The sequence below is a fragment of the Streptomyces sp. HUAS MG56 genome (genome assembly GCF_058673395.1).
On sequence record NZ_CM178722.1, the window covers coordinates 9,548,846 to 9,570,373 of the forward strand.

Annotated in this window: 11 protein-coding genes; 8 read left to right on the forward strand and 3 right to left on the reverse strand. The window is 71.6% G+C overall.

Translation table 11 applies throughout. The features are described 5' to 3' along the window. Window positions 1-3: 3 nt before the first annotated feature. From AC4OXY_RS43510 to AC4OXY_RS43545, 8 genes are all read left to right on the forward strand, one after another. Window positions 4-603, forward strand: coding sequence for an HAD family hydrolase (locus AC4OXY_RS43510; RefSeq protein WP_356036725.1), 600 nt, complete (start codon window positions 4-6; stop codon window positions 601-603). A gap of 302 nt (window positions 604-905) precedes the next feature. After that, the gene (locus AC4OXY_RS43515) at window positions 906-1,079 is read left to right on the forward strand and encodes an FDLD family class I lanthipeptide (protein ID WP_356036727.1); all 174 of its coding nucleotides are present in this window, start codon (window positions 906-908) and stop codon (window positions 1,077-1,079) included. Window positions 1,080-1,219: 140 nt separating this feature from the next. Beyond that, window positions 1,220-4,450, forward strand: coding sequence for a lantibiotic dehydratase (locus AC4OXY_RS43520; protein ID WP_491992475.1), 3,231 nt, complete (start codon window positions 1,220-1,222; stop codon window positions 4,448-4,450). Next, entirely contained in the window at window positions 4,447-5,757 is a 1,311-nt protein-coding gene (locus AC4OXY_RS43525; protein WP_491992476.1) for a lanthionine synthetase C family protein, read from the forward strand. The genes AC4OXY_RS43520 and AC4OXY_RS43525 overlap by 4 nt, the downstream gene beginning before the upstream one ends. Before the next feature lie 933 nt (window positions 5,758-6,690). Beyond that, entirely contained in the window at window positions 6,691-7,134 is a 444-nt protein-coding gene (locus tag AC4OXY_RS43530) for an RNA polymerase sigma factor (RefSeq protein WP_491992477.1), read from the forward strand. A gap of 12 nt (window positions 7,135-7,146) precedes the next feature. Further along, window positions 7,147-7,971: a hypothetical protein gene (locus tag AC4OXY_RS43535; protein WP_491992478.1), complete on the forward strand. Its 825-nt coding sequence runs from the start codon at window positions 7,147-7,149 to the stop codon at window positions 7,969-7,971. Window positions 7,972-8,079: 108 nt separating this feature from the next. Beyond that, a complete protein-coding gene (locus AC4OXY_RS43540; RefSeq protein ID WP_491992479.1) occupies window positions 8,080-9,126 on the forward strand; it encodes a S66 family peptidase in 1,047 nt (348 codons plus the stop codon). A 424-nt stretch (window positions 9,127-9,550) separates the two neighbouring features. Continuing rightward, entirely contained in the window at window positions 9,551-11,758 is a 2,208-nt protein-coding gene (locus tag AC4OXY_RS43545) for a bifunctional glycosyltransferase/CDP-glycerol:glycerophosphate glycerophosphotransferase (protein WP_491992480.1), read from the forward strand. 12 nt (window positions 11,759-11,770) lie between these two features. On the opposite strand, the gene AC4OXY_RS43550 is transcribed toward AC4OXY_RS43545, so the two are convergent. From AC4OXY_RS43550 to AC4OXY_RS43560, 3 genes are all read right to left on the reverse strand, one after another. Continuing rightward, window positions 11,771-13,384, reverse strand: coding sequence for a glycosyltransferase family 2 protein (locus tag AC4OXY_RS43550; protein ID WP_491992481.1), 1,614 nt, complete (start codon window positions 13,382-13,384; stop codon window positions 11,771-11,773). Between the two features lie 263 nt (window positions 13,385-13,647). Further along, window positions 13,648-13,941: a hypothetical protein gene (locus AC4OXY_RS43555; protein WP_356036750.1), complete on the reverse strand. Its 294-nt coding sequence runs from the start codon at window positions 13,939-13,941 to the stop codon at window positions 13,648-13,650. A gap of 158 nt (window positions 13,942-14,099) precedes the next feature. Next, window positions 14,100-21,473 (reverse strand): SDR family NAD(P)-dependent oxidoreductase, encoded by a 7,374-nt coding sequence (locus tag AC4OXY_RS43560; RefSeq protein ID WP_491992482.1) that lies wholly within the window; start codon window positions 21,471-21,473, stop codon window positions 14,100-14,102. Window positions 21,474-21,528 lie beyond the last annotated feature (55 nt).

Below are 21,528 nucleotides of genomic sequence, written 5' to 3' on the forward strand. Positions count from 1 at the left end.
GCCGTGTTCTTCTCCGTGGACTGCGTTCTGGTCCCGGGAAGAAGCCTGTCCCGCCTCGTCGAGGAACGCCTCGGACTGAGCGGGGCCTCGGGCGTGCACGAAACAGGGCAGGCGGACGCGGAACGCTGGACGGGCATCCCGGAGAAGGCCCTGCACACCCAGCTCGCGGGCCTGCCCGTGGTGCCCGGCGTCGCGGAGACCACGCAGTGGTGCTGGAACAACGGCCTGGTGCCGATCGTCTCCAGCCTCACCTGGACCCCGATCGGCGCGCATCTCGCGGAGCGGTTCGGTTTCCACTCGTACTCGGGCCGCTTCCTGGACGCGATGAACGGCCGGTTCACCGGCCAGGCCGGAGCCCCGGTCACCTCCGCGGACCAGATCGAGTTCGTCCGGCGCCGGGCCGACGATCTCGGCGTCGCCCCCACGGACTGCGCCGCGGTGGGCGCCTGCCCGACCGACGGCCTGCTCTTCGACACCGTCGGCCTGGGCATCGCCTTCAACGCCCCGCCCGACGTGCGCGCACGCGCGACGACGTACGTCGAGGCCGAGGACCTGCGTGCCGTGATCCCCGCGCTGGAGCGTCTGACCGTCAGCAGGGTCTGAGCGTCGGCAGGGTCTGAGCCTCGGCAGGGTCTGGCGGACGGCGCATCTCCCCGTCTGTTCGGCGTGCTGAACGAGCTGCCGTCGTCCATGGCGCCGCCCTCATGTTCGCATACGCGAAGCAAACCTGGCGGGGACGCGCGGCCGGTTCGAACGGTTGCTTCATGGCGGGCATGTCTGTGGTGGCCACTAGGCCTCGGTCTCGCACGGCACCGGCGACCTGTCTCTCACCGTGTATGTGACTGACGGGTGCTCAAGTCCGGGTGCCCGGTTGCCATCGCGTGTTTCTGCCGAAGGAGAGAACCATGTCCGTTGCCATGCCGGCCGAGTCGCCGGCGGAGCTGTCGGAGTTCGACCTGGACGTGCGAGTGGAGCTGGACGAGTCGGCGTCGATCGAGGGTGCCCTCTCGGTCACCCCCACCGCCACCATCGTGTTCTGCCCGTCCGAGATCGGCTGCCTCACCCCGACCTGCTCCTGATCAGCTGAGGCCGCGGGAGTTCGGGCTCAGGCCCGGGCCCCCGCGGCCGACAGACGCACATGTGCCCACAGGCGGCGCACATGTGCGGTGCCCGGCGAGAACAAGGAAGCGAACAGGACGCGAAAAGGAGCGGCGAGAACATGCCCGGCGAGAACGTGCCCTTCCGAGCGGAGCCCCTCGGGATGCTCCGCGTCCCCCTGCTTCCCCGGACGGCCGCCGCCGAGTCCCGCGCCGCGATCGATCCACGGGACCGCGACCAGGTCGCCCGGTACCTCGACGCGCTCACCTCCGACGCACGGGTCGAGGAGGCGCTCGCCGTCTCCAGCCCCTCGCTTCACCGGGCCGTCGAAACGCTGCGCGGCGGCGCGCCGATGAGGCCCAACGCCCTGCGCAAGCTCACTCTCTCGGCCACCCGCTACGTGCTGCGGGCCGCCAGCCGCGCCACCCCCTTCGGACTTCTCGCGGGTGTCGCCCCCGTCTCCTTCGGCGACGGCTGCCGGGTCCGCATGGGCACCCGTCACCGCAAGGCGGTGCGCCCGGACGGCGGTTGGCTGCTCGGCGTCCTCGCCACGTGGGAGGGTGACATGGACGTGCTCCGCGGGCTGCGCGTCGTCACCAACGACCTCGGGTTCGCACGAGGCCGGCGCTGGGTGCTCCCCTTCGCCGACGCCGTCGAGGATCCCACGGACTCCGCAAGGCATGACTCCGCAGGGCATGACTCCGCAAGGCATGACTCCGCAAGGCAGGACGCCTCGGAACGGCAGCACGAGGGCCACGGCGTCCAAGAGGTCTCCGTGCGCCACACGGCGCCGGTGAGGACCGTTCTCGCCATGGCCCATCGCCCCGTACTCGCCGGGGAGTTGCTGCAACACCTTGACGACGCGTACCCCGGGGTGCCCGCGTCCGCCAAGGAGGGGCTGGTCCTCGGGCTCGTCCGGCAGGGATTCCTCCTCACGGAGCTGCGCCCGCCGCTCAGCGAGACCGATCCACTGCGGTACGCGATCGACGCCCTCAACGCCGCGGGCCGAGCCGACGAGGCCGGCCGACTCGCCTCCGTCGGTGACCTGTTGGAGCAGTACGGCGCACAACACGCCGGCGCCGGCCTCGGTCACTGGCGGACGGCCCTCGACACCATGGGCGCGCTGCGCACCGGCGACCGGTCGATCCAGGTCGACACCCGGCTGGACGCCGAGGTCACCCTGCCCCGGGACGTGCTCAGGGAGGCGGAACGGGCGGCCGCCGCGCTACGTCTCGCCGCCCCCGACGCCGCGGGGCAGTGGGCCGAACTGCGGGAGTACCGGGACGCTTTCGTCGAGCGCTACGGCACCGGCCGGGCCGTGCCGCTGAGCGACGTGCTCGATCCGCACACGGGGCTCGGCCCGCCTGCCGGGTACGACCATCCGCGCAGCGAACGGCGGCAGCCGGCGCGCGGGGAAGCGAGTGAGCGTGGCCGGTCCAGGGACGCGCTCCTGGCGGAGCTCGCCCTCGGGGCGGTTGCTTCCGGTGCCCGCGAAGTGGTGCTGGACGACGCGGTGCTCGACCGGCTGGCCGGCTCGCGGACACCGCCCGCGGCGGCACTGGATCTGTGCCTGCATCTGACCGCCCCTTCCCAACAGGCCGTCGAAGAGGGCGACTTCACGTTGGTGATCTCTCCGACGACGGCGTCACTGTCACTCGGTGACCTCTTCGGCAGGTTCGCCTATCTCCTCGACGACGTCGACGCGCTGGGCGGACTGGTCCGCCGTGCCGCCACCGATGCGGCCGGGGACGGTGCGTGCCCGGCACAGCTGGACTTCACGCCCCGGGGAGGCCGCAGCACCAACGTCGTCCGTGTGCCGTCGTTCTGGAGCGAGCGCGTCGCCGTCGGTCGCTTCGCCGACCGCTCCTCGGGTGCGGTGCGCGGAATGGGCGACCTCGCGCTCGCCGCCGACCTGGACCAGCTGTACGTGGTGGACGCGTCGACCGGACAGGAGATCGTGCCCCAGTTCCCCACCATGCTCAACCCGCACCTCGCCCCCGCCGCGGTCCGGCTGCTGCGCGAGGTGCCGAAGATGGGCACGGCGGTGCAGGGCCTGTGGTCATGGGGCGAGCTCGGCAGGCTTCCCTGCCTGCCGCGCGTCCGCTACGGCAGGTCGGTCCTCGCCCCCGCCCGCTGGCAGCTGTCGGCCACGGATCTGGCCGACTCCTCCCTCTCGGACGAGGAATGGGAACGTCGCCTGGACGCCTGGCGTGCCCGGTGGAACGTCCCCGACCGGGTGGTCGTCGGCAGCACCGACCGCCGGACGGAGCTGGACCTGACGGCACCGCTGCACCGGATGCTGCTGCGCCGCGAGCTGGGCCGGGGAGCGCCGGTGGCGGCGTACGAGACCCCTGAGGACGCGGGCGCGGGCGATGGCTGGCTGGCGACCGACGCGGGCGCCTTCACCAGCGAACTGGTGCTTCCTCTCCTCCCTGTCCCGTCCCCTGCCACCCCGCCGTCACCTACGGCCGCGCAGCCGTCCGCCGCCCCGCGGCCCCCTGCCGCCGGGCCTCGGACGCCGCGCTTCAGCCCGGTCGCCCCGCCCGCCCCGCGCCACAGCCGCGCATGGCTCTACGGCCGGCTCTACGCCGCCGCGGCCCGCCACAACGAGATCCTCACCGAGCAGCTGCCCCGGTTGCTGGCGGCCCTGCCGCCCGGGGTCGACCGCTGGTTCTTCATCCGCTACAGCGACCCCACCGGCGCGCATCTGCGCCTGCGCTTCCACGGCGACCCCGACACGCTCCACGGCGAGCTGACACCGGGTGTCCTGGACTGGGTCGAGCAGCTTCGCGGCATGCGTCTGGCCGGGGCGTTCGTCCTCGACGGCTACGAGCCCGAAGCTCATCGCTACGGCGGCCACGAGGCCCTCGAAGCCGCCGAGGAGGTCTTCCACCGCGACAGCGCCGCCGTCCTGGAACAACTGCTGCTGCGGGCGACGGACGCCGTGACCGTCGAGCCAGCGGTGCTCGCCGCGGCCAACTACCTCGACCTCTCCCGCCAGGTGCACGGCGACCAGTGGCCCGACTGGCACCTCACGCGTCCGCGCGACGAGGAGAACCACGCCTACTTCCGCGATCACCGCGCGGCGGCGCTGCGCCTGTTGGACGACGGCGGGATCCGGGCCGCGTTCCCGGCCGGAAAGGCCGACGCGGTGCTGGCCGCCTGTGCCGCCAGGGCGGCGGCCATGCGCGTGTACGCCTCCGTCGCCCGCGAACCATCGGTGCTGGCAAGCGTGTTCCACATGCACCACAACCGGCTCGTCGGCACCTCGCGCACCTCGGAGAACCGCTCGCTCGCGGTGGCGCGCGGCCTCGCCCAGGCCGAACACGGACGCAGGAAGCACCTGCGATGACGGCTACCGCACCGAAGCGGTGGGACGCCGAGACGGTGGTGGCCGAGATCCTGGCCCGCGCTCGCGACCGCCTCACCGACCCGCGGCTCTTCACCACCTCCGGACTCGCAGGCGGCCCCTCGGGGGCGGCGCTGCTGTTCGGCGAGGTCAGCAGGAGCGACGCGAGCCTGCGCCCAACTGCCCATGCCCTGCTGGCGGCTGAGGCCGAAGCGGCCGGGCGCGCCGGCGGGATCGGGATCCTTTCCGGACTGGGCGGTCTCGGCTTCGCCGCGAAGCACGCCACCCGCTCGCCCCGGGATTACGCCACCCTGCGGGCCCGCATCGACACGGCCCTGCGCGACGGCCTGGTGAGAATCCTCGAAACGGAGTACGCCCGTATCGAGTCGGGCACCCCCGGCGCCGACCGGGCGCACTTCGACGTCATCTCCGGCGTGACCGGCCTCGGCCGGTACTTCCTCGCCGAGCCCGCCGCCACGGCCGACACCGATGCCGTCCGGAACGTGCTGCGCTACCTCGTCGCCCTCACCGAGCCGGTCGGGACAGAGGCAGGACCGCTGCCCGGCTGGTCCAGCCCCCCGTGGCCCTTCGCGGCGGACGAGCGCGGGCGGGAGTGCGTACTCGACCTGGGCCTGGCACACGGCGCGGCGGGGCCGCTCGCGCTGCTGTCCCTGTGCTGGACGCGCGGACTGCGCGTCCCCGGCCAGGACACCGCCGTCCGCCGTATCGCCTCGTGGCTGATGAGCTGGCGCCAAGAGGACCGACAGGACGCGGACGCGGGGCCGTGGTGGCCCGGCACGGTCACCGCTGACCAGGAACTCGCCCCCGCCAGGCCCACCGTGGAGCGCGGACGCCCGAGCTGGTGCTACGGCACGCCGGGCATCGCCCGTGCACTCCAACTCGCCGGTACGGCACTGGGAGAGGACGAGTGGCTGGACAACGCGGCCCGCGCGATGAGGGCGCTCTTCTCCCACCCCGACCGGCTGCGCGGGCTTGAGGACGCGGGCCTCTGCCACGGCCTTGCCGGACTGATGCAGACCGCCGGGCGCATGGCCGCCGATCTGGACGACGCCTCACTGTCCGCGCGAGCCGACGAACTCGCCGAGCGGCTGTGCGCCCGCTTCGACCCCGCGTCGGCCTTCGGCTTCCCCACCGTCCCCGCGCCTCCGCACCGACCGGAACCACTCGACTCCCCGGCATACCTCGAAGGTGCCGCCGGAGTCGCCCTCGCCCTGCACGACCGGATCACCCGGCCGCCCGCATCTGACGGCGACGACCTCCCCTGGGACGCCGCCCTGCTCCTGGCTTGACTGCTCGGCGGAGGAGATCCGGTTCAACGAGAGCTTTCGCGGGGCGTCGGCCCACTCCTGCGCGTTCTCCGCCGCGTACTGCCCGCGTGTGCCGGAGTGCCCGCCACCCCTCGCCCAAGGGGAACGCGTCACGGAACGGCCCGCTGCACCACGACGGTGCTGCTCACCACCAGTACCTGGGGCGCTGACCGGGTCGGCCGACCGTTGAGTTGGTGTGATCAAGAGCACAGAGTCCGACATCGGCGCCGTCTCCCTCGTACGGGTGGTGACTGCCCCTGCTCGCGGCACTGGATACTCGATCCGTCACATGATCGATTCGCGGCTCGGTGGTTGCCGTGCCGAACCCACCTCAGAAGGCAGATCCCAGCGTGTTCCAGGAAACCCCGATCTTCAATCGCCTTGTCGCTGAGCGCGGTGACGTGCCGGCTCAGGCTCGTGGTGAAGCCGACCGCATACGCCACGAGCTGGCGCGAGTCCTGCCCACCGCTCCCTGGCCCGCCGCCCCCACGGCCCGGCAGCAGCCTCACCTGCCTGGCGGAAGCGTCTCTTCGGCCGCCCTGTGAGACGCGCTCGCGCATGCGAGCGCCATGAGCAGGAAACGGCACCGAGTCGGTCAGCCGGCGTCCGGCAACCGGCCCGGACACCCGGTCTCGTTGCACTCACGGGCCGGGGCCGGCCACGCCCACGGTTTGATCTCGTCCAAGGGGGGAGGCCGGGGGCAGGCCGGTTGGTGCGTGGCTCGGGGCCGGTCACGCCGTCGACGGCGGCCTGCTCCCGGTCAGCCGGCCCTGTTGCACTTCTATCGGTGATGGACATGGAAAGGCAGGCGCTACGGAAGGAAGCCATGCCCATCCATACCGAGGCTGAGTTCACGGACGTGTACCGGGCTCACTACGAGGACGTGCTGCGGTTCGTGCGCCGCCGTGCCACTCGATGAACGTCGACGACATTGTGGGGGAGACGTTCCTCGCCGCGTGGCGCCGCCGGCGCGAACTCCCCGCACATCCGCGGCCGTGGCTGTTCGGCGTGGCCCGCAACGTGATGCTGAACGCGGACCGCAGCGCACGCCGACAGTCGGCCCTCGTGGTGCACATCCGGCAAGCCACCGAGGCGGGCTGCCACGAAACGGCGATCGACGCGACGGCCCAGGTGGACAGCCGGATCGACCTCGTCGCTGCCTGGCAGTCACTCACCCCGGCCGACCAGGAGGTCCTCGCGCTGCACGTCTGGGAGGAACTCAAGGCTCGGGACGCGGCCACGGTCCTCGGCTGCACCCGTGCGGCATACGCCATGCGCCTGACGCGTGCGAAGCGGCGTCTCGCCAGCCGTGTCAGACCTGCCGCCCCCGCCTCACCCGACCTCTCTCCGACGCACTGACAGGAGCTCCGCATGAGAAACGCTCTCCTCTCCCGCCTCACCGAACTCGACGCCGCACCGCGCACCGAACTCTCCGCCGCCGATCTCGACCGAAGGGAACGGCTGCTGCGGACGGTTCTGAGCGACACCGCCCGTCCCGGCCGTTCCGCCGTCGTCCCGTTTCGCCGGCCGCTGGTGCGCGGCATTGCGCTCACGGTGGCCGGCACACTGGCGGCAGGTGCCGCCCTGCTGGCCGTGCTGTCGGATCGGCCTGGGCCTGGGGGCTCCGGACCGTTGTCGGCGGCCCAAGTAGCCACCTGGACGGCCACTGCCACACCCACCGCCGGCGACGTGACTGATGCCGGCAGCGCGAAATCCTCCCCTCTGATCCGGTGCCTCAAGGAGACGAAGGAGGCTTCCGGGGAAGGAGGACCAGGAGAGCTCAGCAACACGGACATGCGTGGAACCATCGCCTCCATGATCATCACACGCCACGGCCACGCGGCGTACTGCCTGGCGGGATCCGATGGCTCGGGCGTCGCGGTGGCCATCGGCCCTGCGGTCGAAGTACCCGCGGACGGCGTCACGCTGGACGCGCAGGGCGCCCAGGGCGGCGGCTCCGCCAGGTTCCATTACGCGGTCGGATCGATGGGCTCCGACGTGAAGGAGATCACCGTTCGAGACCACCGGCGCACCGTCCATGCCACCGTGCGGCAAATCCGCACACTGCCGTACGGCCGGTGGACCGCCTGGTGGCCGGAGAGCGACTCCCACGACCAGCTCACCGGCACCACCATCACCGTCACCCTCAACGACGGCACGACTCGGACCGTCAACGGAAACTCGCTGATGAAGTAGGCAGGAGTTTTCCCCCCCCAGAGGTCGCCGCCCTCGTACTCGACAACTCGACCCGCGCAGCAGAAATGAAGATGATCGGAAGTCGACCAGGCCCCTAACCTGGCCGACATGACCTCACCTGCGTATCCGGCCAAGCCTGTGCCGGGCGACCGTATAGCCGTCATCTCGCCGGGGTCCGGACTGCCGGCGCTTTTCCCTCAGCCGCACGAGCTGGGGCTCAAGCGACTGCGCGAGGACTTCGGACTCGAACCGGTGGAGTACCCGGCGACGCGCAAAATGGGCTCCACCCCCAGGGAACGAGCCGACGACATCCACGCCGCGTTCGCCGATCCCACGGTCAAAGCGGTGATGGCCACCATCGGCGGCGACGACCAGATCACCGTGCTTCCCTTCCTGGACCGCGAGTTGATCCGCGCCAACCCCAAACCCTTCTTCGGAATGAGCGACAACACCAACCTGCTGGTCTTCCTGCACAACCTGGGCATCGTCGCCTACCACGGCGGCTGCCTGATGACCGAGCTCGGCCGCCCGTACGCACTCCACCCCATGACCGCAGATTCGGTACGCGCGGCCTTGTTCACCTCGGGCCCGTACGAACTCCGCCCCGCCCCGCGCTACCGTGACACCGCCCGTGACTGGGCCGACCCCGCCACCTTCGAGACGGAGCCGGACTCGCAGCCCGCCGACGGCTGGATCTGGCACCAGCCCGACCAATTCGTCGAGGGCCGCGCCTGGGGCGGCAACCTGGAAATCCTGTCATGGCTGCTGATGGCCGACCGCGAGATCGCACGCGACCCGGCCGTCTACGAGGGCGGCGTGCTGTTCCTGGAGACCTCGGAGGAGCTGCCGAGCGGGGAGGACGTCTTCCGGATCTTGCGCAACATGGGAGAACGGGGCCTGCTGGCGCGCTTCCCGGCCCTGTTGATGGGCCGCGCCAAAGCGTGGTCCTTCCAGCAGCCGAACAAGAACGACGACAAGCGGCGCTACGCCACTGAGCAGCGCGAAGCGGTGCTGCGCGCGCTGGCGACGTATGCCCCGCACACGATGGCGGTGTTCGACGTCGACTTCGGACACACCGATCCCCAACTGGTGATCCCGTACGGCGGGTGGATCAGCGTCGACGGCCCGGCGCAGCGGATCACGGTGACGTACTGACGGCGCTGGGGGTCGGGACCCGAGCCCGGCCTCGAAGGCGCATCCGGACTCCCTGACCCGCCCTCCGCGGGAGACACCTACGGGCGTGGCCTACCCGATCGATTCCCTCGGGCGATTCACCCTTTCGAGTGGAGCTTTGGCGGGAATTTCGGCCCTGTGGCACCATTCTCCGATGCCTCCGCGTTGCCCGCTCACCTCGCCCAGCACGACCGCGCTGGTCCTCCTACAACATGTAGTACTAGTGTGTGCTTGAGGAGCTGCCGCGTTCCCCCGTGCAGGGGCGCCCTGGTGTGTCGCTGGTCAGGATGGTTGGTTCCTTCATGCCGAGGAATGGCGTGAGACGACCTCACGGGTGTCCGAGCGTGCAACACATACACACCGACACTTGCCTGGAGGGCATGTGGCAACGACTGACACCCCGGCCGTGCAACCGTCCGTAGAGGTACTCATCAGTATCGTCCTGCCCGTCTACCAGGTGCAGGAGTATCTGGAGGAGTGCCTCGACTCGGTCCTCGGGGCGTCGCAGTCCTTCCAGGACATCGAGGTCGTGGCCGTGGACGACTGTTCCCCTGACGGCAGCGGTGCCCTGCTCGACGCGTACGCGGCCCGGGACCAGCGGCTGCGCGTGGTCCACCTGCCGCAGAACGTCGGCCTCGGCCGGGCGCGCGGCGAGGGACTGGCCCGGGCCCGTGGTGACTACGTGTGGTTCGTCGACAGCGACGACCGGCTGGCCGACGGGGCGCTCGCCGCGGTCGCCGAGCGGCTGAAGCGGACCGAGCCCGACGTGCTGCTCGTCGACCACGCCCTCCTCGGCCCGGAGGGAGGCGTGGAGCGCAACGTGCGTGCGCATCTGTTCCGGGACGCCCCCGAGACGTTCACGCTCGCGGAGCGCCCGAGTACCCTGGACCTCATCATGACCGCGTGGGGCAGGGTGCTGCGCCGCGAGTTCCTGCTGGGCCTGGACGTGGAATTCGGGCACGGGTACTACGAGGACATCTCCGTCACCTATCCCGTCCTGCTCGCGGCGCGCCGGCTCAGCATGCTCGACCGTGTCTGCTACCACTACCGGCGCGGGCGCGAGGGAGCGATCACCAACACCTCCAGCCCGAAGCACTTCGATCTCTTCGCCCAGTACGAGCGGATCTTCGCCTTCATCGACCGCGAGGCCGAGACCGCCGAGCCCTTCCGCAGGGCGGTGTTCGACCGGACCGTACGCCATGCGACGACGGTGCTCGCCACCCCGGGACTCGTGCCGGAGAGCATGCGGCGCGACTTCTTCCGGCAGGCGTCGGAGCACTTCCGGAGATTCCGGCCACGCGACTACTCCCACCCGTCCGGGCTGCGCGGCCTGCAGTACCGGCTGGTGGAGCGGGGCGCCTACCCCGCCTACGCGGCCCTGGAACCGGTGAACCGGCTTCGTCTCGCACTGCGTACCGCCCTCGGCCGGGCGCGTCGTGCGGCACGGCGGGCACCCCGCCTCGTGGCCACGGCGCTGCGGCGGGCCTACTACCGCGCTTGTCTGCTGCTACCCGTCGACGACAGCCTCGCCGTCTACGCCGCCTACTGGAACCGCGGCTACGCCTGCAACCCCGCGGCCGTCTACGAGAAGGCCCGCGAGCTCGCGCCCGGCATCCGCGGGGTGTGGGTGGTCGCCAGGGACAGGACGGCATCCATCCCGCCGGGGGTCGAGTACGTGGTGGACGGGTCGGCACGATGCCTGCGCACCATGGCGCGGGCCAAGTATCTGGTCAACAACGTCAACTTCCCTTACGAACTGCCCAAGCGGCGCGGCGCGGTACTGGTGCAGACACAGCACGGCACCCCCCTGAAGAAGATGGGAACCGACCTGCGGGACCACCCCGCAGCCGCACGCGGCATGAACTTCGACCGGCTGGTGGAGCAGTGCGGGCGATGGGACTTCCTGGTCTCGCCGAACCCGCACACCACCGAGGTGTTCACCAGGGTCTACCCCGGCGGCTACGAGGTACTTGAGACGGGGTATCCGCGCGTCGACCGGCTGGTCAACGCCTCGCTCGACGAGGTGAACCGGGTTCGGGACGAACTGGGCATCGCCCCTGGGCAGACCGCGGTCCTCTACGCGCCCACCCACCGCGACCACCAGGAGCAGGCGGCACCCCTGCTCGACGTGCGGCGGTTCGCCGATCAGCTCGGTGACGACCACGTCCTGCTGGTGCGTGCGCACTACTTCGACACCCCTGGGACCGTCCCGTCGCCGGGCGTCGTGGACGTCTCGTCCCACCCGTCGATCGAAGACCTGTGCATCGCTGCCGACGCACTGATCACCGACTACTCCTCGGTGATGTTCGACTACGCCGCCCTGGACCGGCCGATCGTGATCTACGCGCCCGACTGGGACACGTACCGCCGCGCACGAGGCGTCTACTTCGACCTCCTCGCCGAGGCGCCCGGAGCGGTCGCCACCACGCAGGAGCAACTCGCCGAGATCTTCCTCAGCGGCGAGTACACGGGGCCGCACATGGCCAAGCGGCGCTCCGGATTCCGGGCACGCTTCTGCCCCTACGACGACGGGCACGCGGCCGAACGCGTGGTGCGCAGCGTCTTCCTGCGAAAGCCGGCCGACACGAACGGACCGGTACCGGCGGGCAGTTGACCTCGTCGCCGTTCAGCGCCGCACGCGGCGGGCGATCCGTCCCGCGACAACGCGGCGCATCCCGGAAAGGCCATCCGTGACGCGCACGGCGAGGCAGCCACTGGTGGTGGCGTACGGCTGGAGCAACAGCACCCGTCCCCCGCGGCCCATCCGTACCAGCCGCCTGAGTCCGGATCCCGCGCGAAGTGGTCTCGTGGCCGACGCGCCGTCCCGGAAGGTCAGGGTCACCCAGGCATCCCAGGTGGTGATCGTGCCGCCTTCACAGAGCGCCGCCACGTCGGCAGTGACGACGGCACGCCAGCCGTGTCCGCCCGGCTCGGCTTCCCACGCTGCCTCGTACCGGTGTGCCGTGCCCGTCACCCGGTGCCGCAACTCGACGGCCGCCCGCTCCGGGTCGGCGTGCGCGGTCCTGCCGTAGAGGTCGGCCAGTCGTAGTTCGAGCACGAGGCGGCGACCCGCGCCCACGTTCCCGAGGACGTGGAAGGGCAGCAGTGCGACAGGGGTGTCGTCAAGACCGTCGAGCACGATCTCGTCCGCCGCCTCGGGGAGGGAACCCGCCTCGTCCCACAGCGGTCGCCGCGCGTCACCGGCGTACGGCGGCGCCAGCCGCGGCGGGTCGGCCGCCAGCTCGGCCAGCCGCCGGACGTCCACGGCATCCCGCTCGCGGCCGAGCAGCACCTCGGTACGCCAGCGGGCAGCGGGAGTGGCCCGGCGAACGGCCTCGGTCTCGAAGGCCCCCACGTGCTCACGGGCGATCCGCCACCAGGCGTCCTGGTACTCCGGCGTGCGCTGCGGCAGTTCGCGCAGATAGACAGCGAGATCGAACTCAAGGAATTTCGTCTGCGCGGCGATCAGCAGATCCTGGTCGCCGCTGTCCCGCATGATCTCCAGCACCTGCCGATGGGCGGCGACCCGGTCCTGCCAGTTCTGGATCAGGTTCCGGCGCAGCGAGATCGAAGCCTGGCCGGTGCCATAGCGCACATGCCAGATGTAGACGGTTTCGGGGGTGACGGCGAAGCGCGGCCCGGCCGCGTAGACACGCGCGGTGAACACGAAGTCCTCGTAGTGCGCGGCGCCGTCGGGGAAGCGGATCCGCCGGGACAGCAGGAAGTCACGGCGGTAGATCTTGTTCACCGACAGCGTGTCCCACAGCGTCCGCGGACGCCCGGCCACCCCGTCGTGCACCGACTCCGCCGTGAACAGCTGTTCCTGCCAGGGGATCTCACGTCCACCGGGCAGTTCGCGCCGCACGCACAGGCCTGCCGTCACGTCGGCGTCATGCCGGAGTGCGACGGCGAGGAGCGTGTCCACGGCCTTCGGCGGAAGCACGTCGTCGCTGTCGAGGAAGACGAGCCACGGGTGGCGGGCCGCGTCGATACCGTCGTTGCGCGGGGTGCCGCAGCCGCCGCTGTTGACCGCACGGCGTACGACGCGCACGCGCGGCTCGGCGGCCGCGAGCTGTGCCAGTACGTGAGGTGTGTCGTCGGTGGAAGCGTCGTCGACGACGACGACCTCGCCGACCGCATCACCCTGTGCGAGGGCCGAGGCCACCGCCTCCGCGACGTGCTCCGCGTCGTTGTAGGCGATGACCACCACCGTGACCGCCCCGTCGTGTGCGCTGGACAACTCTGCTCCCGTTCGTGCGGTCGTGACAGGCGCTCTCCGTCGTTGATGGAGCAGAGGACCCGGTGGGCGGCGCCCGATGAACTCCTACATTATGTAGGACTGGCCTGATGGGCTCCGGCACCGTGTGCGGCACGACAGTCGGCCGGCATGTCCGTGCGTTCCCCTCGCGCTGAGCAGCAGCCCTGGACCTGTCTGGGAACACCACCAGCCCACAAGGCACTCAACACCCTCCTCACTTCTCTCGGCTGACCGACCACGATGCGTCAGTCTCCGTCGGTGGCGGGCTGGATCTCGACGGTGAAGGCCGCGTCGGCGGGACCGGTGCCTTCCTCGCCCTCCCAGACGATCACGCGCACGTGCTTGCGGACGGCGCCCTCGCGGTCCCACTCGGTCACGAGGTCGGTGACGACGAGGGCGGCGACGTACTCGGCGTTCTCCTTCGGGTCGTCGGTGGTGACGGTTCCCCGCCAACGCCCTGGATCGTCGCCGTAGGGGCGCCACCCCTCGGAGCCGTGCGGCTCCTCCACCCGGTATGTCCAGTCCGTCTCGGTACTCATGGTGCCGATCCTGTCGCTTTCCCTGCGGCTGCCCGGTGATGCGAACGAGTGGAAGCGGGGTGTCGCCGGGCGAAGCATTCGCCGGCCTCTGCGGGCGGCCTCACGGAAGCCCCGAGCGGGCCGCCGATCCGACCCGCCCAAGGTCTTCCCTGTCCTTCCTACTCCGCGTCGTCCGCATGGAGTTCGAGTCGCTGGTGGACGAGACGGGCGAGGTGGTTCAGGGTTCGCCCGGTGGCCAGATCCGCCGGTGCGAGTCGGATGGCGAAGAGGTCTCGGGCCTGGACCAGGAAGTGTGTGCCGAGCAGGGAGTCGAGTCCGAAGTCGGTGACGGGGCGGGCGGGGTCCATGTCGGCGGGATCGGTCTGGAGGACGCCTGCCAGGAGGTGGGCCAGTCTGTCGGTGATCGTGCCGAGGGCCTTGTCCGCGGGCAGGGTGGCCAGCGTCCGCAGGAGTTCGTCGCGGGCGTCCGCGGAGGCCGCGGAGGTGGGCGGGAGCAGGGGCGCGAATCGGGGTGTGGACAGTGCGGGCAGCAGGTCGCGTACGGCGCCCCAGCGGTAGCGGCCCGCTCCGGCGACTTCGGTGCCTGCCGCCAGGAGGTGACCGGCGGTGGTCAGGACCTCGGCGGGGGTGAGGAGTTCGAGGCCGCGTTCCGTCATGACGGTTTCCATGGCGTTGCGGGCGACGTATCCGGTTTCGCCGATCGGTCCCCAGGCCAGTGCCGTGCCGGGCTGTCCGCAGGCGCGTCGGGCCCGGGCGAGGGCCTCCAGGTAGGCGTTGGCCGCGGCGTAGGCGGCTTGGCCGGGGTTGCCGATCGCGGCGGAGACGGAGGAGTGGGCGAGGAACAGGTCCAGGTCGTGGTCCTCGGTGAGGCGGTGAAGGACGGCCGCTCCCGTGGCCTTGGGTGAGAGCACGGCGGCGAATCGGGCGTCGGTGAGTTCCGACAGCGGGGCGTCGTCCATGTGCATGGCCGCGTGGACGACGCCGCGCAGCCGGTGTCCGGAGGCGTTCACGGTGTCGATGACCTGTCGCAGGGCGTCCTCGTCGGTGACGTCGGCGGCGTGGGCGGTGGCACGCACACCGCGTTCGGTGAGCTGCTGGAGCAGGGCGGGGGCTTCGGGGGCCTCGGGGCCACGACGGGACAGCAGGGCCAGGTGCCGGGCTCCGTGGTCGGCCAGCCAGTGGGCGGTGGCGGCGCCGAGCCCGCTCAGCCCGCCGGTGATCAGGTAGGTGCCGGTGCGGTCGAGGGCGGGGGTGCCGGGTGCGGGTTCGACGGGGACGGGTTCGTCGAGTGGGTCGAAGGAGATGACGATCTTGCCGGTGTGCCGGGAGTGCTGCAGGAGGTGGAAGGCTTCGTCGACGCGGGCGGCGGGGTAGACCGAGTGGGGCAGCGGGCGGTACGTGCCGGCGGCGATCTGTGATGCGCACGCGCCGGCGAGCCGGCTGCCTCGGGTTCGGTCCTGCATGACGGCGTCGAGGTTGAAGCCGATGAAGGTCAGGCTGCGGTGGAAGGGCCGGAGCGGCAGGGAGTTGTCGAGGAAGATGTCCTTCTTGCCGAGTTCGATGAACCGTCCGTTGGGGCGGAGCAGATCGACGTTGTGGGCGATCGCCTCGCCGCTGAGGGAGTTGACGACGACGTCCACGCCCTGTCCGCCGGTCAGCTCCCGTACCTGCGGAACGAAGTCCAGGCTGCGGGAGTCAAGGACGTGTTCGACGCCCAGGGTGCGCAGCAGGTCTCGCTTGGTCTCGGTCCCGGCGGTGGCGATGACGCGGGCGCCGCAGGCGCGGGCGCACTGCAGGACGGCCAGGCCGACCGCACCCGCTCCGCCGTGTACGAGCACGGTGTCCCCGGGGCCGAGGCGGCTCTGTTCGACGAGGGTGTGGTGGACGGTCAGGAAGGCGACGGGGAAGGTCGCTGCTTCGGTGAAGCTCATGTCCTCGGGGATACGGTGCAGGCCGTAGGCAGGGCTCGTCGCGTGGGAGGCGAGGCCGGCGGGGACGAGGCCGAAGACCCGGTCGCCGGGCTTGAGATGGTCAACGCCCGGCCCGACGGCGCAGACGACGCCGGCGCCGTCCGTGCCCAGGCCGCGGCTGAGGGGGCTGTTCTCGACTGCCTCGGGCGGCAGCAACCCATTGGCGCGCATGGGGTCGCGGTAGTTCAGGGCCACGGCCCGCATCTCGATGGCGACCTCGCCCGGCCCGGGCTCGACGATGTCCGTCTGCCGCCATACCAGGCGGCGATTCAGGCTCGGGTTGCGTACGTCCAGGATGAACGGTGTCGTGGCGGGGCGGGCCGGCAGCTCGTCGGCGGGGTGCTGGACGTGCCGGGGGACGAAGCGTCCCTGCGGGGTGAGAACGATCTCGTCCTCCCGGCCGTCTCCGGAGTCTGCGTGCGTGGCGAGGAGCTCTTCGGCCATGCGCTGGGCGTCGGCCAGGGCGTCGTCGGTGCGGTGGCAGGAGACGCGTCGTACGTGGAGGTCCGGGCGTTCGTTGGCGAGTGTGCGGCACGCCGCCCAGATGGCCGCGTCGTCCGGCTGCTCGGGTTGTTCAGGTGCCGGGAACAGGCCGGTCGGGCGGGTGATGAGCCAGAGGTGCGGGCTGGCTGTGCCCGGGAGGTTCTCGCAGGCGGTGGCCAGCGCACGCAGGAATGCGGCGCGGCGGACGGTTCGTGGGACGGTCTCGTGCGGGGCGGACGCGGCGAGCAGCAGCACGACGCGCGGGACTGTGTCCTTCGCCAGTACGGCGGTCCAGGTGGCCGCCTCGTCGGCCGCGGGGACGACCACGCCGTCGCCCAGCAGGGCGGCCAGCTCCTGTGCGGTCGGCACCTCGGTGGCGTCCTCGACGGCGACCACCCATGTGGCGGGCACCGGTCGCGGTGCGTGCGCGTCCGCAACGGTGTCGGGGCCGGCCGCGGCCAGAAGGACGGATCGGTCGTAGGGTCCGGTCTGCACCACCTGGGTGAAGCCGCACCGTTCCAGCAGCGGGACCCACTGATCACGGTCGAGTACGCGGGACGCAGGGCGCAGAGTGCGGTCGGCGCGCTCCCAGAAGTCCTCCGAAGCCGCGAACAGCACGGCTTGGAGCTGGGCATGGTGCGGTTCGGTGGCCAGCAGCTGTCCGCCCGGGGCCAGCAGCGTGCGCAGGTGCCGCAGGGTCGTGGCCAGATCGGCGGTGTCCTGTAGGGCATCGCCGGCAAGGACCAGGTCGAAGCCGCCTCGGGGCAGGTCCTGTCCGGCCGGACCGGCATTCAGGTCCACGGTGCGGTAGTCGACGAAGTCGTGGCGGCCGAAGCGGTGTTCGGCGCGGGTGAGGACACTGTCGTGGGGAGCGGTGCAGGTGTAACGGGTCCGGTCGGCCGGCAGCACGGGCAGGACTGCCGCCGTCAGGGCGCTGGTGGTCGCGCCGACCTCCAGGATCCGCAATGGTCGGTCGGCGGGCCAGCGGGCGACGATGTCGCCCAGCAGCGCCTGCACGACGCGGTGGGTGAAGCGGTGGGCGGGGCTGGTGTCCCGCATCTGCTCATAGGCGCTCTCCCCGGTCGACAGGAGCTCGCGTGGGTCGAGGCGTCCCCCGAGGACGTCGGGCAGGTGCCGCAGTTGCCGGTTGATGAGCAGCGTCTCGGCGCCGTACCCGGGATGGTCCTCCACCAGGCTGCGCAGCAGCGGCACGGCGCGGTCACCGGCGTCGGTCAACTGCCAGTTCTCGCCCGCTGTCCGGGCCAGGCCATGGCTGAGCAGCAGAGGCATCATCAGGCGCACCAGCCGCCGGTGCTGTGGCTGAAGGCCCCCGGTCACCAGGTCGTGCATCGCGAAAGGGGCTGCCGGATCGGTGAGAAGGCCGCGCAGCGTCCGGGCCCAGCAGCGGGCCGTGGCCTGTTCGGCGGCGGTGATGAAACGCTGGTGGCCGCTGTCGTCCAGGGCGGCGCGAGCGGCGGCGATGCGCGGCCCGGCCGCACGCGCCACCTCGCTCGGGGCGGGAAGCACAGAGGGCGGTGCGGGGCTGCCAGGGTGCGGGGCTGCCCTCAGGACGGTGCGCTGGACGGCCAGTGGGACGTGCTCGGTCAGCCCGCCGCGGCGGGTGCGGCAGCCGTCGATCTCGGCGGTGACGGTGCCGTCGGTGTCGGCGTAGGTGATGTCCCAGCAGATCTCGTTGGCGCTGCGGGTGCGGCGGCGCAGATGCACGATGCCCGTGGCGGCGGGGGTGCGCCATACGCGCACGGCCGCGAACACCGTCGGCAGGAAGGCGGCGGATTCCGTCGTCAGCTCGGACAGAGCCACGGTGGCCTGCAGCGGCGCGTCGAGCAGGACCGGGTGGGCGGTGTAGGCGTCGGCGGCGTGCCGGAGCCGATAGGAGAGAAGGACCTCGTCGTCGCCGACGTCCAGGCGGTCGATCAGCTGGAAGGCGGGGCCGCAGTTCAGCCCGATGCGATGGCAGGTCCGGTAGAAGTCCGGGCCGTCGATGTGCCGTTGACACCGCGTCCGCAGGGAGTCGACGTCGAGCGGTCGGGGTGCCGTGCCGAGCAGGCTGCGCACCCGCGCCCGTACGGCGGGCCGGCACTCGCCGCCGTGTTCCTCGCGCACGCTGATGGTCAGGGCGCCGTCGTCGGGGGTGACCGCGGTCTGCAGGGCGGCCGGCGTCGGGTCCGGCCACTGCAGGGACAGCAGACGGCCGATCTCCAGATGCCGCACCTCCACCGGCTGATCGAGGGCTCGGCGGCCCGCACTCAGCGCCATCTCGACGTAGGCGGCCGCCGGCATGAGCACGTCGTCGCCGATCTTGTGGTCACCCAGCCAGGGCACCAGCTGCGGCTCGACGGTGCCGTGCCAGACGGGGTGCGGGGCGGGCATCCGCTCACCGACCAGCGGATGGTCCAGCTCACCGGAGCCGCTGGTCCGTGCCACCCAGTCAGGGGCGCTGCCGTGCCAGTGCCGTTCGTGCTGCCACGGGTAGGCGGGCAGGTCCATGACGCGGCCCGGGCGGGGGAAGTGCTGCCGCCAGTCGGTCGTGGGGTCGGCGGCGAGCGCTGCGGCGACGGCGGCTGCGGCCTCGCGGCGGCCGTCGCCGTCACGGAGCAGGGTCGCGATGCAGGTGGCGTCCGTACGGCGCAGGTAGGGGCGTAGTACCGGGTGCGGGCCGATCTCGACCAGGACGCCCGCGTGCTCGGCCGTGAGGTGGCTGACGGCGTCGGCGAAGCGGACCGGCTCGCGGACGTTGCGCCACCAGTAGGGGGCGTCCAGTTCGCTGCCGGTCAGGGCGGTGCCGGTGACGGTGGAGACGAACGGGATCTTGGCGGCAGAAGGGGCGAGGCCGTCCAGCGCGGTACGCAGCGGCTCCTCGGTGGAGTCCATGGCGCGGCTGTGGAAGGCGTAGTCCAGGTCCAGCTCGCGGAAGAAGACGCCTCGGCCTGCCAGTTCGGCGCCCCAGGCGGCCAGCGCGTCGGCGCAGCCGGCGACTGTCACATCACGGTCGCTGTTGACACCGGCGATCTCCAACGCCCCACCACGGCGGAGCAGTTCCTCACGGGCCTGGTCCTCGGGCAGGCCGACGGCGGCCATGCGCCCCCGGCCCGCCGTGGTGCCCTGGGTGCGGCTGCGTTCGGCGATCACCAGCGCCGCCTGTTCCAGGGTCAGGGCCCCGGCGGCGTGGGCGGCGGCGACTTCTCCGACGCTGTGTCCGGCCACGGCGCGCGGCCGCAGGCCATGGGAGGCCAGCAGCGCGGTCAGGCCCACCTGCACGGCGAAGAGGGCCGGCTGGGCGATCTCGGTGCGCTGCCAGGCGCGGGGGGAGGGGGACGCGAGTTCCTTGGCCACCGACCAGCCCAGGTGCGGGGCCAGGGCCGTGTCCGCCTCTTCGACGGCCGCCCGGAAGGCCGGTTCGTGCTCCAGCAGGTCGGCGGCCATGCCTGGCCACTGCGAGCCGTTGCCGGAGTACACGAACGCGACGCCGCCCCGCGCACTCGTGCGCACGGTGGCTGCGTGGCCGGGCTGTCCGGCCGCGAGCTGGTCAAGTTGCCGGGCGGCGTCCTGCGGGTCGCGGGCCAGTACGGCGGCCCGGTGCGGGTGCGCGCTGCGCCGCACGGTGCTGGTGTGGGCGAGGTCGTAGAAGTCTTCGGGCCGCGCGGCGCGCAGGCGCTCTGCCATCCGGGCGGCCAGCTGGTCTCGTGCCTTCGCGGAACGGGCGGAGATCACCAGCGGCAGCGGGCGCGTGCTCGGTGCGGGGCCCACGTCGGCCTGAAGGGGCGCGGGCGGCAGGGTGACGATGGCGTGGGCGTTGGCTCCGCCGAAGCCGAAGGCGCTCACCCCCACGGCGGATCGTTCCCCCAGCGTCAAGGGGAGTGGTTCGACGGTGGGTGCCAGCTTGAGGCCGTCGAAGTCGATCGCGGGGTTGAGCGGAAGGGCATGCAGGGACGCCGGCGCCAGTCGATGACGCAGAACCAGGATCGCCTTCAGCAGGCCCGCCATCGCGGACGCGGGCTCCAGGTGACCCAGGTTCGTCTTCACCGAGCCGATGGGCAGTGCGCCGCTGCTGCGGTGCCGGCCGAGCGCCCGGCCGACGGCCTCGGCCTCCGCCGGGTCCCCGGCCGGGGTTCCGGTGCCGTGCGCCTCGAAGTACACCACGTCGTCCGCGCTGATCTCCGCCTCCGCGTACAGCGCACGCAGCAGCGCTTCCTGCGTCTCGCTGCTGGGCAGGACCATGCCGGTGCTGCGGCCGTCGGTGTTGTTGCCGGTGGCGGCCAGCACGGCGTGGACGCGGTCTCCGTCGGCCACCGCGTCCACCAGGCGTTTGAGGACGATCACCGCGCCGCCCTCCGCCCGCGCGAACCCGTCGGCGTCGGCGGAGAACGCCGCACAGCGCCCGCGGCGCGACAGCATGCCCGCATAGGAAAAGCCGGCGAAGGAATAGGGATTGGCCAGCACGTTGACGCCACCGACCAGGGCGACGCGGCTGGTGCCCTCGCGCAGGGTGCGGCACGCGCGGTCCAGCGCGACCATCGCGGACGAACAGGCGGTGTCGATCACCATGCTCGGTCCGCGCAGGTCGAAGGCGTACGACACCCGGTTCGCCGCGATCGACAGCGTCGCGCCGGGCATGGTGTGCGGACTCGTGTGGTCCTGCATCATCGCCAGCGTCGTGCCGTAGGCGGGGTCGGAGACACCCACGTAGACACAGGTGTCGGACCCCGCCAGCGACTCGGCCGGGATCGCCGCGTCGTCGAGCGCTTCGGCGGTCATCTCCAGCAACAGCCGCTGCTGGGGGTCGGTGTGGCGCGCCTCGGCGGGGGACATGCCGAAGTAGGCGGCGTCGAACGAGGCGACATCCGTGAGGAAACCGCCGGCGGCCGTGTAGCTGCGGCCGGGGCGCACGGCCCCCGGGTCGACCATCCTGTCCCTGGGAAGACGGTCGGCGGGCATCTCACCCACCATGTCCCGCCCTTCTCGCAACACGGTCCACAGTCCGTCCAGATCCGTGATTCCGCCGGGAAGCCGGCAGCCGGCACCCACCACCGCCACGGATCGCTCAAGCTGCGTCGCCACGTTTCCGCCTTCTCACACCGAATTGCAGACCTTGGGGTGATTCGGCATTGAAGAG